Below are 16,255 nucleotides of genomic sequence, written 5' to 3' on the forward strand. Positions count from 1 at the left end.
TCCCGACGCCCGGAGCACAGCCTCGAGAGCATCAGCCCTGCGTCTGGCGTTGCGGATCGCCCTCGGATCCGTCCGGGGCCCGCCGCGACCAGAAGGTGGCCAGGAGAGCGCCCGAAACGTTGTGCCAGACCGAGAAGAGGGCACCGGGCAGCGCGGCCAGGGGCGAGAAGTAGGTGGTCGCCAGGGTCGCGGCCAGACCGGAGTTCTGCATCCCGACCTCCACGCTGATGGCGCGTCGGCCGGGTTCGGAGAGCCCGGTGATCCGTCCGACGAAATAACCCAGGGCCAGGCCGAAACCGTTGTGCAACACCACGGCGAGGGCGACGAGGGCACCGGTGGACACGATGTCGTCGGCGTTGGCCCCGACGACACCGACGACCACGAGCATGATGCCGACCACGGACACCAGCGGCAGCACCGGGAGGATCGGGGTGATCCAGCGGTCGGCGAAGGTGCGCAGTGCGAGCCCGGCCAGGACCGGAACCAGGACCACGGCCAGGATGCTCCCGAACATCTCCCCCGCCGGCACCTCGAGGGTGCGCCCGGCGAGCGCGAGCACGAGCAGCGGGGTCATGATCGGGGCGAGCATCGTCGAGACGGAGGTCATGGCCACCGACAGGGCGACGTCACCGCGGGCCAGGTAGACCATGACGTTGGAGGCGGTCCCGCCCGGCGAGGCCCCGACGAGGATCATGCCGACCACGAGCATGGGCGGCAGGTCGAGGGCGTGCGCGATGCCCCATCCCAGTAGCGGCATGATCGTGTACTGGCTCGCGATGCCGATGAGCGCGGCCTTGGGGTGGGTGACCACGACGGAGAAGTCGGCCGGGCGCAGGGTCAGGCCCATCCCGAACATGATGACGCCGAGGAACAGGGACGTGTGTTCGGCGAGGGGCGCGGTGTACTCGGGCCGGACGAGGGCGGCCGCGGACGCGATCAGGACGAGGAGCGCGAACCACCGGCCGGCGAAGGCGGCGACGCGCGAGATGAGGGTCATCGGTGTGCTTCCCGTGGAGGTGCCCCGGGACCGGCGGGTTCCGTGTCCCGAACGGTCACCGCCCGCCCGGGTCGGCGCCGCCAGGTCATGCTAACGACCTGCCCCTACGGCCCGCCCCCACGGGTCAGCCCCGCGCACACGAACCGGGCCGTTCGGGCCATGCGCGAGAGTGGGGCCTGCCCCCGCATCGCCACTCGCCCCCAGGGGTCTCGATGACCGGTCATCTGTTCGTCGACGCCAAAACCACCGGCATCCGTTCCGACCTGCACGACGTGTGGGAGATCGCGATCATCGACGACCGGGGACACGAGTACGCGTGGCAGGTCGCGCCGGACCTGACGCACGCGGACCAGCGCACCCTGGAAGCCGGGCGCTTCCACAGCAGGCACTTCACGGCCACGGACGGCGATGCGCCCCCGGGTGGTGCTCTGGTAACGGCGCACAGGCTCGAGGCGCTGGTCGGCGGGTACGTCTTCGTCGAGACGGCCGCCCGGGAAGCCGCCGACCTCCTGAACGGGGCGGAGGGTTCCTACTCCGACCTGACCAACCACGGCCGACCGGACCGGTTCCTGGCCCCCTGGCTGCGCAGGCACGGGCAGGAATGGCACGGCCGGGGGCACAGCGACCTGCTCTCGCTCGGCTGGTCCCTGCTCATCCCCTCCTGTCCCGAGATGGCCCGGACTTCGCCGTGCAGCTACGGCCGTGGAATCTCACGGTCGTTCGGGGTCGAACCCGAGCACTACGCCCGGTACACGGCGCTGGGGACCTGCCGGTGGCTGAGGGCGCTCTGGGAAGCCATGTCGCCGTCGCTCCGGGAAGCGTGAATCCGCTCACGGGGACGAGCGCAGCGGTGCAGTGCCGGGCGTGAGTCCGGGGTCACGCCGCGGGCGCGCGGGCGGGCGCGAAGCACTGCGGCACCGGCGTTGCCGAACGCAGCGTGCGGCCGGTGGAGATCACGTACAGCCAGGGTGCGTGCGAATTGCGTACATCGTGTTTTCATCCAACGGTTGATGCCGATTTGCGCATCTCAGTTGGGTCATCCGATGATTTGGTGTCCGCGCACCGTTCTGGAAGGTCCCGCACATGAAGCTCCTCCGGGGGGAGCGTGGCGCCGCATCCGCGCCGCGCGAGCACGAACCCGCCGAGCGTCCCGAGGACGAAAAACCCCCGGCCCGGTTGATGGCCCTGTACGGGTTCCAGCACGTGCTGGCGCTCTACGCCGGGGTCATCGCTCCCCCGCTGGTCATGGCCACCGCGGTGGGTCTGGACCCGTCCGAGACCGCGCTCATCATCAGCGCCGCTCTGCTGGTCAGCGGTCTGGCGACCCTGCTGCAGACCCTGGGCGTGTGGCGGTTCGGCGCGCGGGTGCCCATGGTCATCGGCGCCTCCTTCACCCCGGTGACGGCGATGACGGCGATCGCCGACCAGAGCGGCCTGCCGGCGGTCTTCGGCGCGTCGATGGTGGCGGGGCTGTTCGGCATCCTCGTGGCGCCGTTCGTCGCCAACCTGCTGCGCTTCTTCCCGCCGGTGGTGACCGGCAGTGTCATCACCGTCATCGGCATCACCCTGATCCCGGTGGCGGTCGGGTGGATCGTCGACGAGAACCCCTCGGGCGCCCCCACCGGAACCGGGCTGGGCCTGGCCGCCGCCACGCTCGCCATCACGCTGGTGCTCACCAAGGTGCTGCCGGGCGTGTGGAACCGCGCCTCGATCCTGCTCGGCCTGGTGCTGGGCACCCTGCTGGCGATCCCGTTCGGCCAGGTGGACTTCTCCGCGGTCGACGACGGCCCCGCGGTCTCCTTCGCCGAACCGTTCCACTTCGGCGCGCCCGAGTTCCAGGTCGCCGCCATCGTGACCATGTGCATCGTGATGATCGCGATCATGGCCGAAGGCGTGGCCGATATCCTCGCGATGAGCAAGGTCGTGGGAACCGAGGTCGACAGCCGCCGGATGGCCGACGGGCTGCGCGCGGACGCCTCCACCGCGCTGGTGGGCCCGCTGCTCAACTCCTTCCCCGGCAGCACGTTCAGCCAGAACATCGGCCTGATCGCGCTGAACAAGGTCAAGAGCCGCTACGTGGTGGCCACCAGCGGTGTGTTCCTGATCCTCATGAGCCTGTTCCCGGTGCTGGGCCAGGTCGTGGCGATGATCCCCTCGCCGGTGCTGGGCGGTGCGGGCCTGGTGCTGTTCGGATCGGTGGCGGCCGCCGGGGTGCAGACCCTGGGCCGTGTCGACTACGAGGGCAACCAGAACATGATCGTCGTGGCGGTCTCGCTGGGTCTGGGCATCATCTCGATCGCCTCGCCGGTCTTCTTCGACGCGCTCCCCGAGGCTGTGTCGATGCTGCTGCACTCGGGCATCGTGACCGCGACCGCGGCGGCGCTGCTGCTCAACGTGTTCTTCAACGTCCTGGGCCCGAAACGGCCCGCCGAGCAGGGGGCCGGTCAGGAGAGCGGGCCGGCCCCCGAAGCGGTCGCCCGCGGCTGACCCCGGGTGCCCGCGCCGGTCTCCGGGGCCGCATCACCACCGGCCCCGGGGGCCCGGCCGTGCTCAGCGCTTGTTCTTCGGCACACCCGTCGACCACAGGGCCCACGCCACGAGCAGCGGCTGGAACAGCAGGCGTACGAACCTCTTGCCGTCGGTGTCGAGGCCGAACCCGTCCCGCCGGTGGACGTACTGGGAGATGTTGCCCGGGAACACCGCGACGAAGAAGGCCGCCGCGAGACGGCCGATGCGCACGCGGTCGCGCGGCAGCACCGCGAGCCCGGCGCCGAGCATGATCTCCACCCCGCCGGAGGCCATGACGACACCGTCCTCGTCCATGGGCACCGATCTGGGCACCTGGGCGCGGAAGGCCTTGCGCCCCCAGAAGAGGTGACTCGTTCCGGCGAAGACCAGCGCGCCGGACAGGGCGAACCGGGCCGCTGTCCGCAGCGGGGTCGTGGGAGGCGTGGACGGAACGCTCGTTGCCATCTCGTGTGCCTTTCTCGCGGAGCGGCTCCCGGGACGCACCGGGGTGCGCGGTGGGCCGTACCCCCGTATCTCCTCGGTGGGGAGCGTGCTCAAACACCTCACCCCTCCTGGGCCAGGAGCCCCTGCACCCGTCCGAGCACCCGCAGCTGGGCCGGGTTGTACAGGTGCACCACCGCCTCGGCCATGGCGCGTTCGGCGTGCGCGGAACCGTGCGGGGAGTCGGCTGCCGGGTCCTGCGACCACGGGTGTTCCCGGTGCGAGCGGCGCACGACCCGGACCACACGCTCGGCCGGACGGTCGGTGGTGGCCTCGTCGGCGTCGGCGGCCAGGGCCTCGAACCCCTCGGAGGTCTCGTCGGGTTCACCGAGCAGCGCACGGAACCCCTCCAGGGACCTCTCGCTGAACACGGTGGAGTACACCATGAGCAGGCACCGCTGCCGCTCGCTCAGACCGTGGAAGAACGCGGCGAACCCGGTCGGGACGTGGGCCGGTGCTCCTGCCCGCGCTGGCGCTCTTCGTGGCGGGTGCGCTCTACGAGGCCTTCTCCCTCGTCCACCTCGTGCCCCGGCTCGTACTCTGAGCCGGGGCACGCCGACCGGTTCTCCGCCGCCGGGTCAGGCCTGCCCGGCCTCGGCGAGCAGGGTGCCCTCGGTGGACTGGGGCACGAAGCGGCTCGGGGTCAGCCCCAGGAGTTCGGCGGCCAGCTCCTCGTTCCCGGCGAACCCGGCGTCGGCGTCGACGGTCTGGGTACCGTCCCAGAGCATGAGCATCGCCGAGACCGTGTGCGAACCCTTGTCGTGGTGCATGTCGTAGTGGGCGGCCATGGGCACGTTCTCGTAGTGCACCCACAGGTCGTGGCCGGTCATGAACATGTCCAGGTCGAAGGTGACCGTCAGGCCCATGAGTTCGGGCTTGTAGCGGTCGTCGATGCCGGCGAAGGCCTCGTCCAGGGCGACCACCCGCGGGCAGGTGGGGGCGGCCGAGGAGTACAGCGCGTTGGCGGCGGCGAACAGCGGCAGGTGGATCGCGGCGGACTTCTCCCCGCCGGACATCTGCTCGTGTTTGTTCTTGGTGAGCTTGACCTCCTCCTGGCCGGGCACGGCCAGGCGCAGCTCGAAGCGGTACCAGCGCCGGTAGTCCAGCACCGCGCCGAGCACCTGCTTGTAGCTGGCGCGCGGGTGGGCGGCGTGGTGGTCGCGGATCATGTCCCGCAGCACGGCGCGCAGCTCGGCCAGCCCAGAGGCGCCCAGCCCGGCCCCGTCGCGCTTGACCAGCTGGGAGGCGAGGCGTTCGCGGTCGTTGAGCCCGTCCGAGCGCGCCCACCGGATACCGATGCGGGTGCCCGAGGACATCGGACGGGCGCGGGTGTCACCGTCCATGGCGCGCACGAGGTCGCGGGCGGCGCGCACCCGTTCGTGGATCTGCTGGGCGATACCGCCGAGGAGCTCGTCCTCCAGGACGTGGTGTTCCTCCTCGCGCAGGAGCGCCCCCTGTTCCCCGACGCGGTCGGCGATGGTGCGGGCGAACGCGGAGACGGGGTTGCGTCCGTTCTCGTCGTTGACGAAGACGGTGATCACACCGGTCGGGCCGACCTCGTGGTCGACGCGGTACCCCTCGGCGTCGCCGCCCAGGGTCTCCTGGAAGGTGCGCAGGGCGTTGGACATGCGTGTGGCGGTGGCGCGCTCGTCCTTGTCGCCGCCCCCGGTGAGCGGGGCGAGGGCCTCCTCGAAGGCGGTGACGTGCGCGGCGACGTTCTCGGGCAGGGCCTCCAGGACGGTGCCGACCTCGCCGTTGAGCACCCGCCGGGCGGCGTCCTCGGGTGAGGGCCAGGTGTGGCGGTCCGACCAGGCGGCCTCCGGTTCCACGCCCAGGACGGTGCGCACGGCGGGCTGGGTGAACTCGCCGAGCGACTCGACCTGTTCGTAGAGGCCCTCCAGGGCGTGGCTGAGGTACTTGTGGCCCTCCTCGCGCCGGGTGTCGGCCTGGATGACGCGGGTGTTCTCCTCCTCCGCGCGTGTGCGGGCGGCACGTGCGGCGGTGTCGGCCTCGCGGCGGTCGGCGCGCAGGCCTTCGAGGCGGGCGAGGATCTCCTTGACCGGGGCGTCGATGGCGGCCTCGAGGGCGGCGATCTCGGCGGTCTCCTCCTCGTGGGCGGCCTGCTGGGCGGCCAGGTCCTCGCGTTCGCCCTCGAGGGTCCCGGTGAGTCGGTCGACGGTCTCGCGCCGCTGGTCGAGGTCGCGTTCGTACTCGGCGGCGTCGGTGCGGGCCGTGTGCAGGGCCGTCGCCGTGCGTTCGAACTCGGCCACGGCCGCTGCCGCCGCCTCGACGCCGGGCCGGTCGGTGGGCAGGGCGCGTTCGGCGGCCACGGCACGCACGCGGGCGCGGTGGGCGTCGGCGTCGGCGACCGCGGCGTCGAGGGTGCGGGCGAGGCGGGCGGCGGTGGAGCGGGCCGAGGCCAGGAGGGTGGAGCGGTGCTCGACCCCGCGCACGGCCCGGGCCACGGGTGTGGTGTCGGGCAGGTCGGCGCGGGCGCGTTCGTGGTCCTTCTGGCGTTCCCTGGCCCGGTCGATGCTCTCGCGGAGCCGGTCGCGGTGGGCGGTGAGCTCGGCCAGGCGGGTGTCGCAGTCGGCGAGGCGTTCTCGGCGGCGATGGGCGCGGGCGGTCGCGCCGATGAACTCGGCGTCCGGTTTGGGGTGGGCGCCCACGAGCACGCCGAGGCCGAAGCGGGCGCGGATGTCCACTCCCCCGGCGTCGGCGGCGTCCCCTTCCTCGTGCAGGGGCACGGAGGCGAGCAGGGCGTTGATGGCCGCGGCGGGCACGTGGTCCTGGTCCTCGGGCACCAGGACGTCGGCGAGGGTGGGGCCCTCGTGCGGTGCGGCGGCGGGCAGGAGGTAGGCGTCGCTGCCGCCGTCGGCCAGGGCGGTGCGGGTCTGTACCGGGTCCGGGTGCACCCAGGCGGTGAGGAGCCCTGCGGCGTGCAGGGCGCCCTCGAGTGCGGCCGCGCGGTCCTCCCCGACACCGTCGGCGAAGCGCACGAGCTGCCACAGAGGTGCGCCGGGGCGGTCCTCGCGGTGGGCGGTGCGCAGCTGGTCGGCCGGGGGTGCGTCGTCGCGTTCGGCGGCGATGTCGGCGCGCTCGGCGGTCAGGCGGTCGAGGCCTGCGGTGGCCTCGTCCTCCTCCGTCTCCAGTCCGTGCAGGCGGGCGGCGGTCTGGAGCTGGGCGGTGCGGGTGTGCTCGCCCAGGACCTCGGCGAGGGTGGGGGCACCGGGATCACCGCAGCGGTCGAGGGCCGCCAGGAGGGCGTCGCGCCCGGTGTCCTCGACCAGGTCCCAGCGCTCGGCCCAGGCCTGCACTGCCTCGGCGGCGGAGGACCGGAGCCCGGTGAGCTCCTCCTCCGCGGCGCTCCCGGCGCTCTCGTGCTCCTCCAGGTCGGCGCGGGCGCGGGCGGCGTCGGAGTCGGCGCGGGACCGGACCGCCTCGGCCGTGTCGAGGGCGTCGAGCTGTTCGAGGACGGCGTCGACGTCGCCCCGGCGTGCGGCGGTGCGGGCGCGGGCGGTGTCGGGCAGGTCGTCGCCGCTGTCGGCGGGCCCCTCGGCGTCGTGCTCGATCCCGGCCCGGCGGGCGGCGTCGGTGAGTTCGCCGGACAGGCGCTGGGCGGTGGCGCGGTCGCGTTCGATGCGTTCGGCGACCCGGTCGGCCTCGGTGCGCAGCCCGGCGATCTCCTGGGCGCGCCCGTCGAGGCGTTCGGCCTGGGCGTGCAGGCGGCGGCCGTTCTCCTGGGCGGCGTTGCTGCGTTCGCGCAGGCCGGCGTGGTCGGTCAGGGCCTCGTCGGCCTCCAGGGCCTTGACCTGGGCGGCGAGCTCGCCGGCGCGGGCCTCGTGGCGTTCCTGTTCGGTGCGGGCCTCCTCGCGGGCGAGGGTGGCTCGGTCGTGCTCGGCGACGGCCCCGGTGACGGTGCGGGCGTGTTCGCCCGCCTGGTCGACGGCGGTGCGGATACGGCCCAGCCGGCGCTTCGCGTTGGCGGTCAGGTAGGCGGAGTACTCGCCGAGGAAGGTTCCGACGGCCTCGTGTGCGGCGTTGGCGCTGTCGAAGCGGCGCTGGACGGCGGCGAGGTTGGCGAAGTCGCGGGCGGCCTGGTCCAGGAGGGTCTCGTCGACGGGGCTCAGGCCGCTGGTGAGGGTCTCGGAGACCTTCTCGGGGTCGAGGTCCTTGGCGAGCAGGGGCCGGCGCAGGGCCAGGAGCAGGTCGAGGAGCTGGACGTAACGCTCCTTGAGCCCGAACAGGCGCGCGTCGACGGCGCGTCGGTAGTCGGTCGCGGTGCTGTGGTGGGCCTGTTCCCCGAGGGCGGCCTTGAGCTGGCGTTCGGTGAGGGGGCGGCCGTCGGAGGCCAGCAGTCCGAAGTCCACGCCCATGCGCCGGTCGGTGACGAAGAAGGAGGGCACGACGCCGTCGCGGTGTTTGTGGGCGCGCAGACCGATGACGAGGGTGACGGTCTCGGGCGGGGTGCCGCCCTCCCCGGCGGGGCGGGCGAACTCCATCCACACGTACCCGTAGGCGGACTCGTCCCCCCGGTAGAGCAGGTTGGACTTCATGGTGCGGTTCTGGCCGCTGAACGGGTCGAGCCTGCGGGCGTCGGTGTAGCCGTCAAGGATGAAGGGGAACAGCACCTCCAGCGCCTTGGTCTTGCCGGAGCCGTTGTGCCCGCGCAGGACGAGCCGGCCGTCGGCGAAGGCGAACTCCTCGTCGACGTAGTCCCAGACGTTGATGACGCCTGCGCGGCTGGGCTGGAAGCGGTCGCTCCTGCGGCTCATGGGGTGGATCCTTCGGTCTGGTGCAGGTCGGCTGCGTCGGGGGCGCCCGGGTGCTGGCCTTCGGAGGTGTGCTCGGCCGCGCCGTCGGCGGGCTCCCCGTCCTCGGCGGTGTCCGGGGCGGCGAGGGGGCCGAACGGGAGTTGGCCGGTGTCGGCGCGTTCGGGCAGGGCGCCCTGGATGTTGCGGTAGCGCAGTGCGGCGGGCATGACCGCGACCCCGTCGGGGGTGGGCCGCACCAGCCGCAGGTCGGCGAGCAGGGCCAGGGCGGCGTCGAGGAGGCCGTGGGGGTCCTGCTGCCAGGTGTTGGTGAAGGACGCGGACCCGAACTCGGCGAACAGGTCGGCGACCATGCCCTCCAGGCGTGCCCGGTCCACGACCGGGACCCGGTCGGGGTCGGCGTCGGGGCCGGCGCCGGCGGGTGAGGGGTCGGTCCAGGCGAGCTCTCCGACGACGCCGTGGCGGGGCAGCCCGGCGTCGACCTGGCGCACGAGGTCGCCGTGTTCGTGGCCCCGGGCGGGCAGTTCGCGGTGGTCGAGTGCGGCCCAGGAGGTCTCGAACAGGTCGGCGATCTGGGCCAGCAGGAGCCCGGCGGTGCGGGTGACGGCGCCGCCGCGGCCGGGGAAGGGCCGGTCGGTGAACAGGCCGGAGGGGTCGGCGAGCAGCACCCCTTCGGCGCGGCGCTCGACCACCGTGCCGGTCATGCGGGCCACGTCCTCGGCGGGGCCCTTGGTGCGCAGGGCGGAGGCGACCTCCGGGTCGAGGTCGGCGTAGAGCACGACGGGGTGTTCGATCAGCAGGCGGCGGGCGCGCTGTGCGGCGCGTTCGCGGCCCAGTTCCCGCGGGACGGGGTCGCTGAGCAGGCCGGTGACGCTGCCCAGGTGCTGCACGGGCCGGGCGGGCCGGAAGAGGATCTCGCAGATCTCGTGGTCGATGTCGAAGAGCGCGTCGGCGTGCTCGTGGCCGCGTGCCCAGGCCTCCAGCGACCCGTCGGACAGGTGCAGGGCCCCGCGGTCCAGGAGCCAGTGCGCGGCGTCGACGAGGGCGGCCTTGTGTGTGGAGTCGGTGGGGTCGTAGCCGAGCCCGTCCACCTCGTTGGCCGAGGGGGTGAAGCGGCGCACCAGGTCGCCGAGGCTGATCTCGACCTGCGAGCGCTGGAAGGAGGCCAGCAGCAGGCACAGGTAGGCCAGGCGGCGCCGGTCGAAGGGTCGGCCCTTGCGTGCGAACACCTGGCGCTGGGTGGGGTCGAGCTCGTCGAGTTCGCGGACCAGGCGCACGTGGTCGGTGGTGGCGATGAGCGTGTAGCCGAAGAGGGCGCGCAGGTCCTCGGACATCTGGTCGGCCCAGCGGAGCACGTGTTCGAGTGCACCGGGACGGGGGCGGTCGGCGGTGATGAGGTCGCACGTGAGCACCCGTCGCACGGCCTGTTGGTAGGTGCCCAGGTCGGCGGGGTCGACGGTGCGTGCGGGGCCGCGGCGGCGGGCCATCACTTCCCCTTTCCGGCGAGGAGTTCGAGGCGGAAGCCCGGCAGGTGGATGCTGCCCTGGACGGTGCGCACGGTGCTGCCCTCCTCGCTGGGGACCAGCCGCACGGTGGTCCCGCCGTCGGTGCCGTCGGCCGAGCGCAGGCGGCCGGCCACGACACTGCGGGACTCCAGGGCCTTGGTGACCAGGCGCAGCAGGATGCGGGTGTCGGTCTCGTCCAGGACGCGGGCGTGGGCGCCGTCGGAGACCAGGTCGCGGGCGGCCCGGCGTTCGGCGGCGCGGTCCTCGGCCTGGCGCTCGCGCAGCGCGGCCTTGGCGCCGGGGTTGCGGCGCACGGGCTTGGGCACGCCGGTGCTGGGCGCCCGGTCGCTGCGGAAGAGCGTCACCGACACCTCGACCCCGGGGGCGTCCCACCAGGTGGTGTTGGGCGAGATCTGTTCGCCGTCCTCGTGCGCGGTTCCCAGGTGGCGGGCGGAGCGCATGTTGAACGCGGCGCCCATGAGGGCGTGGGCGGCGCCGTCGTCGGGGGCGCCGTGCACCCATTCGGCGAGGTGGCGCAGTTGCGTGGAGCGGTTCACGCCGCTGCGCTGGGCCTCGGTGATCTGGCGCAGCAGGGCGATGACGCCGGAGACGGCCGAGCGGGTGGCGGCGCCCAGTTCGGCGGCGCGGGTCGGCGCGGTGCCGTCGGAGGCGAACCATCCGCGCACGGCCAGCCAGCGGCGGCGCCAGTCCTCCAGGCGTTCGGCGCGGTCCATGAACAGGCGTTCGTCGGCCTCGGCGGCGCGCGAGAGCAGGGTGGACAGGCCGGTGTCCTCGACCTCGTGCACGGCGGTGTCCAGGCGCGGCAGGTAACGCTCGAGCTCGGCCATGAAATCGGACATGTGCACGAGCAGGGCGTTCTTGTGGCGCAGGAACACCTCCGGGGAGGCCTCCGTGGAGCGCAGGATCTCGCCGAGGGTCACGTGGAACTGGGCGGAGCGGCGGCCCATGTCCTCCATCACCGAGTCCAGGCGGGACAGGCGACGGTAGACGTCCTCACCCTGACCGGTGCGGTTGGCCTCGGCCAGGGCGCGCAGGTCGTCGAGCACGTCGGAGAAGACCAGGCGGGAGAGGTTGACGTCCTCGACACGGGCGCCGAGCACGTTCTCGACCGCCTGGTAGGCCCAGTAGCCGAGCTCGCCGAACTGGTAGACCGACTGCCGGTTGCGGTAGCTGGCCAGGTTCCCGGCGCGGGAGGCGTCGTCGAAGCGGTGCACGAGCCCGTCGGCGGCGAGCTGGTCGAGGCGGTCGCGCAGGCCGCTGTCGGGGACGGTCACCTCGGGGTGGGCGGCGGAGAGTTCGCGCAGGGCCCCGGCGACGTCGCCGGCCCCGACCTGGACCTGGTGCACCTCGCGCAGGCGGTCCATGGCCCGCAGGATCCACAGGTAGGTCACGTGGTCGTCGCGACGGGTGAAGTTGAACAGTCGGAAGCGGTCGCTGACCGCGAGCGCGTCCAGGTCCAGGGCCCTGCGCTCAGCCACGGATCGATACCCCGTTCTCTGTCCGGATGCACGGTTGCACGTTCGTCGAAGGCGTCGCGGCCGCGGCGCTCCCCCGCCCCTGACCGGCCCGACCGGCGACCATCCCATTCTGACAGCGTCGCGGGGTGGCCGGATCCGGGTCGGGCGGCAGGGGCGGTGGGGTGGGGCACAGGTGTCTGCTTCCCCCGCCCCGCAGGGCTTCCGGGGCCGCCGAGTATGCTCCCGACGGGTCGGTGGACGTGAGGAGGACCGCGGTGGGACGGCGGCGCAGGCGGGGTGTGTGGGCGTTCGTGCGCCGTCACCGGGACGGGTGGCCGTGGGTGGTGCTGGGGCTGTTGGCGTTGGGCACGTGGCTCAGCACGAACGCCGACCGGCCGCTGCTGTGGGCCGCGCTCGGAACCGCCGGCCTCGCGGGCGCCGCGGCGCTGGGGTGGTGGCTGCGTCGCCGGTGGGCCGCCTGGCGCGAGCAGCGGCTGGTGGCACGCACCGACCTGTCGGGCGTGGACCTGATGGGCGGGACCGAGTTCGAGGCGTTCGTGGCCTCCCTGATGCGCACCCACGGGTACCGGCGGGTGGAGGTGGTGGGCGGCGCCTCCGACGGCGGCGCGGACGTGCGCGCCCGTGCCCCGGACGGACGTGCGGTCGTGGTGCAGTGCAAGCGCTGGCGGCGGCCGGTGCCGCCGAACGAGGTGCGGGCGTTCGTGGGCACGCTCTCGGGGAGCCACCGGGGGTTCACGGGGGTGTTCGTGGCCTCCCGGGGGTTCACCGACGCGGCGGTGCGCGAGGCCGACGCGGGCCACGACGCGGCGCTGGTCCTGGTGGGCCGCGAGGAGCTGGCCCTGTGGATGCGCGGAGAGCGCGCCCCCGAGCTGCCGCCGATGCGCACCGGGGCCGCCGACGCCGCGTGAGAGGGCCGGCCACCCGGTGGCGCTACCAGGCTCCGGACGAGGGTTCGGCGAGCACCCGCGACCGGGGAAAAACGCGTTGCCCCGGGTTCGCGGGCCGTGCGAGGCTGCGCTGCGGCGTGCCTGGCAGGCACGCGCACGAGGCACAGGGGGGGGACGGGCGTGGGCCACATCGACGTCAACCAGGTGGGGCACGTCCTGCCGGACGGGCGGCCGCTGCTGGACGCGGTCTCCTTCCGGGTCGGCGAGGGGTCCAAGACGGCGCTGATCGGCGCGAACGGTGCGGGCAAGAGCACCCTGCTGCGGCTGCTGCGCGGCGAGTTCGCGCCGCAGTCGGGCGCGGTGACCGTGGAGGGCGAGCTCGGGGTGATGCCCCAGTTCGTGGGGCACGTGCGCGACGCCACGACCGTGCACGACCTGCTGGTCTCGGTCTCCCCCACCGCGGTGCGCCGGGCGCACGCCCGTCTGGAGCGGGCCGAGGAGGCGATGATGGCCTCCGAGGACGAGAAGACCCAGATGCGGTACGCCGAGGCCATCACCGCCTACCACGACGCCGGCGGGTACGACGCCGAGGTCGTGTGGGACCAGTGCTGCATGGCGGCGCTCGGCCTGCCCTACACGCAGTGCCGGTGGCGCGAGGTGCGCACGCTCTCCGGCGGTGAGCAGAAGCGCCTGGTGATCGAGGCGCTCCTGCGCGGCCCCGCCCCGGTCCTGCTGCTGGACGAGCCGGACAACTATCTGGACGTCCCGGGCAAGCGGTGGCTGGAGGAGGCCCTGCGCGCGAGCCCGAAGACGGTCCTGTTCGTCTCACACGACCGCGAGCTCCTGAGCCGGGTCCCGGACCGCATCGTCACCGTGGAACTCGGCGCCGCGGGCAACAGCGCGTGGGTGCACGGCGGGTCCTTCGAGACCTACCACGCGGCGCGCCGGGAGCGGTTCGAGCGCCTGGACGAGCTGCGCCGGCGTTGGGACGAGGAGCACGCCAAGCTCAAGGACCTCGTGCGCATGTTCAAACAGAAGGCCGCCTACAACTCGGACATGGCCTCGCGGTACCAGTCGGCGCTGACCCGGTTGCGCCGTTTCGAGGACGCCGGTCCGCCCCAGCAGCGCCCGCGGGAGCAGAACCTGCGCATGCGGCTGCGCGGGGGCCGCACCGGCAAACGGGCCCTGGTGTGCGAGGACCTGGAGCTGACCGGGCTCATGCGCCCCTTCGACCTGGAGGTGCGCTACGGCGAGCGTGTCGCGGCGCTGGGCGCCAACGGGTCGGGCAAGTCCCACTTCCTGCGGCTGCTGGCCGGGGGCGGGAGCCTGCCGGAGGCGTCACTGCTGTCGGAGGAGGAGCGGGCCCGCATCGCCCCGGTCGGGCACACCGGGAAGGCACGCTTGGGGGCGCGCGTGTCCCCGGGTTGGTTCGCGCAGACCCACGAGCACCCGGAGTTCGCCGGGCGCACGCTGTTGGAGATCCTGCACGAGGGTGAGGGCTCCCGGAAGGGTCTGCCGCGTGACGAGTCGGGGCGTGCGCTGGACCGTTACGAGCTGGCGTCCTCGGCCGAGCAGACCTTCGACACACTGTCGGGCGGGCAGCAGGCGCGGTTCCAGATCCTGTTGCTGGAGCTGGCGGGCTCGACGATGCTGCTGCTGGACGAGCCGACCGACAACCTGGACGTGGTCTCGGCCGAGGCGCTGGAGACCGCGTTGGAACCGTTCGAGGGCACGGTCCTGGCGGTCACGCACGACCGGTGGTTCGCCCGGGGGTTCGACCGTTTCCTGGTCTTCGCCTCCGACGGCCGGGTGCTGGAGACCTCGGAACCGGTGTGGGACGAGGGGCGCGTGCGGCGCCCGCGCTGACGGGGGCCGGCACCGGTGACCCGCGCCGGCTCAGCCCCGGTCCCGCACACCGCCGTAGGCGACACCGGACAGGTCGGCGAGGTCGCGTTTCCAGGCCACCAGGTCATCCGGTGAGAACCGTGCGAGGTGGTCGTGGCCGCACGCGCGGGCCAGCACCGGCCATGAGTTCGACCGAGGCGCCGAGGAACCGGGCGAGGCGGTCGGCGCCCTCGTCCACGGGCAGGCGTGCGCGCAGGCGCGGGTTCTGGGTGGCGATCCCGACGGGGCAGTTGTCGGTGTGGCAGGCGCGCATGCCCAGGCAGCCGATGGCCTGCATCGCCGAGTTGGCCACGGCGACGGCGTCGGCCCCCAGCGCCAGGGCCTTGGCGAAGTCGGCGGGCAGGCGCAGGCCTCCGGTGGCCACGAGCGTGACGTCGGGGCGTTCGCGCCGGTCCAGGTGGCGGCGGGCGCGGGCAAGCGCGGGGATGGTGGGCACGGAGATGTTCTCGCGGAACAGCAGCAGTGCGGCCCCGGTCCCGCCGCCGCGGCCGTCGAGGATGACGTAGTCGACCCCGATGTCGAGGGCCGCGTCCAGGTCGCGTTCGATGTGCTGGGCGGAGAGCTTGAAGCCGACGGGGATCCCGCCGGTGGCCTCGCGCACCTGCGCGGCGACCTCGCGGAAGTCGGCCGTGGTGGTCAGGTCGGGAAAGCGTGCCGGGGAGACGGCGGCTTCGCCCTCGGCCAGGCCGCGCACCTGGGCGATGCGTCCGGAGACCTTGTGCCCGGGCAGGTGGCCGCCGGTACCGGTCTTGGCGGCCTGCCCGCCCTTGAAGTGGAAGGCCTGGCACCGGGCGACCTTGTCCATGGAGAACCCGAAACGGGCCGAGGCGAGTTCGTAGAAGTACCGTCCGTTGGCCTCCTGTTCCTCGGGGAGCATGCCGCCCTCGCCCGAGCAGATCCCCGTGCCGGCGCGTTGGGCACCGGTGGCCAGGGCGGTCTTGGCCTCCTGCGACAGGGCGCCGAAGCTCATGTCGGACACCAGCAGGGGGATGTCCAGGTGCAGGGGCCGGCGGGCGCGGGGGCCGATGACCACCTCGGTGCCCACGGGTTCGTCGTCCAGCAGCGGAGGCGTGGCCAGTTGGGCGGTGACGATCTGCAGGTCGTCCCAGGTGGGGACCTGGTCGCGGGGCACGCCCATGGCGGCGACGGCGCCGTGGTGGCCGACCTTGCTCAGGCCGTCGGCGGCCAGGCGGTGGATCTCGCCGTTGTGGGGTTCGTCGGGGGTGCCGCGGAAGTCGGCGTAGGTGCCCTGGTAGGTGTCGCGGCGGTAGGGCTGGGGGTTGCGTTCGGCCCAGGCGGCGATCTCCTCCGCGTCGGCCCAGACCGCGCCGTCGGCGACCCAGGAGGTGAACCTGTGCACGTCGGCGCCCTGGTGCGCGGGGTTGGTGTTGCGGCCGGTGCGCAGGTCGTAGGTGGAACCGTGCAACCCGCAGACCAGACGGGTGCCGCGCACGTGGGCGTCGCTGAGCAGGGCTCCGCGGTGCCTGCAGCGGCCGTACAGGACGGAGACGTCCTCGGTACCGGGTGCGCGGACCACGACCAGGTCCACCCCGGCCACCAGTGCGTGCCTGGGTTCCCCTTCGGCGAGTTCGTCCCAGGAGGCGAGTCTGACCGCGCCCATGACCGTGTCCCCTTCCCCACCGGCTGTCGGTGGTGGCCTTCTTCCCCGGCGGTGGCGGAC

11 protein-coding genes are annotated in these 16,255 nt (G+C 73.3%); 4 read left to right on the forward strand and 7 right to left on the reverse strand.

The window, feature by feature from the left end; genetic code table 11:
* Positions 1-31: 31 nt before the first annotated feature.
* A complete protein-coding gene (locus IDM40_RS20370) occupies positions 32-997 on the reverse strand; it encodes a bile acid:sodium symporter family protein (protein ID WP_193123631.1) in 966 nt (321 codons plus the stop codon).
* A 212-nt stretch (positions 998-1,209) separates the two neighbouring features.
* On the opposite strand from IDM40_RS20370, the gene IDM40_RS20375 reads away from it, so the two are divergent.
* Both IDM40_RS20375 and IDM40_RS20380 read left to right on the forward strand, forming a co-directional pair.
* Entirely contained in the window at positions 1,210-1,821 is a 612-nt protein-coding gene (locus IDM40_RS20375) for a hypothetical protein (RefSeq protein WP_193123632.1), read from the forward strand.
* A 259-nt stretch (positions 1,822-2,080) separates the two neighbouring features.
* Positions 2,081-3,484, forward strand: coding sequence for a nucleobase:cation symporter-2 family protein (locus tag IDM40_RS20380; RefSeq protein WP_193123633.1), 1,404 nt, complete (start codon positions 2,081-2,083; stop codon positions 3,482-3,484).
* Between the two features lie 63 nt (positions 3,485-3,547).
* Here the strand turns inward: IDM40_RS20380 and IDM40_RS20385 are convergent, their stop codons facing one another.
* The 5 genes from IDM40_RS20385 to IDM40_RS20410 all read right to left on the reverse strand — a co-directional run bounded on the left by IDM40_RS20385 (position 3,548) and on the right by IDM40_RS20410 (position 11,782).
* Positions 3,548-3,970, reverse strand: coding sequence for a DoxX family protein (locus IDM40_RS20385; RefSeq protein WP_193123634.1), 423 nt, complete (start codon positions 3,968-3,970; stop codon positions 3,548-3,550).
* 98 nt (positions 3,971-4,068) lie between these two features.
* Positions 4,069-4,392 carry a hypothetical protein gene (locus tag IDM40_RS20390; protein ID WP_193123635.1) on the reverse strand — a complete coding sequence of 108 codons (324 nt, stop codon included), beginning with the start codon at positions 4,390-4,392 and terminating at the stop codon, positions 4,069-4,071.
* A 192-nt stretch (positions 4,393-4,584) separates the two neighbouring features.
* Positions 4,585-8,781, reverse strand: a complete 4,197-nt coding sequence (locus IDM40_RS20400; RefSeq protein WP_193123636.1) for a TIGR02680 family protein — start codon at positions 8,779-8,781, stop codon at positions 4,585-4,587.
* Positions 8,778-10,265: a DUF2398 family protein gene (locus tag IDM40_RS20405; RefSeq protein ID WP_193123637.1), complete on the reverse strand. Its 1,488-nt coding sequence runs from the start codon at positions 10,263-10,265 to the stop codon at positions 8,778-8,780. The genes IDM40_RS20400 and IDM40_RS20405 overlap by 4 nt, the downstream gene beginning before the upstream one ends.
* On the reverse strand, positions 10,265-11,782 hold the full coding sequence (locus tag IDM40_RS20410) for a TIGR02677 family protein (RefSeq protein ID WP_193123638.1): 1,518 nt from the start codon (positions 11,780-11,782) through the stop codon (positions 10,265-10,267). The genes IDM40_RS20405 and IDM40_RS20410 overlap by 1 nt, the downstream gene beginning before the upstream one ends.
* 278 nt (positions 11,783-12,060) lie before the next feature.
* Between IDM40_RS20410 and IDM40_RS20415 the strand changes: the two genes are divergently transcribed.
* Both IDM40_RS20415 and IDM40_RS20420 read left to right on the forward strand, forming a co-directional pair.
* Positions 12,061-12,690, forward strand: a complete 630-nt coding sequence (locus IDM40_RS20415) for a restriction endonuclease (RefSeq protein WP_193123707.1) — start codon at positions 12,061-12,063, stop codon at positions 12,688-12,690.
* A gap of 159 nt (positions 12,691-12,849) precedes the next feature.
* A complete protein-coding gene (locus IDM40_RS20420) occupies positions 12,850-14,535 on the forward strand; it encodes an ABC-F family ATP-binding cassette domain-containing protein (protein WP_193123639.1) in 1,686 nt (561 codons plus the stop codon).
* 103 nt (positions 14,536-14,638) lie between these two features.
* Here the strand turns inward: IDM40_RS20420 and IDM40_RS20425 are convergent, their stop codons facing one another.
* A complete protein-coding gene (locus IDM40_RS20425; RefSeq protein WP_216631074.1) occupies positions 14,639-16,195 on the reverse strand; it encodes a glutamate synthase-related protein in 1,557 nt (518 codons plus the stop codon).
* Positions 16,196-16,255 lie beyond the last annotated feature (60 nt).

It is taken from the genome of Nocardiopsis coralli, assembly GCF_014892575.1.
In the GTDB taxonomy this organism is placed as follows: Bacteria; Actinomycetota; Actinomycetes; order Streptosporangiales; family Streptosporangiaceae; genus Nocardiopsis; species Nocardiopsis coralli.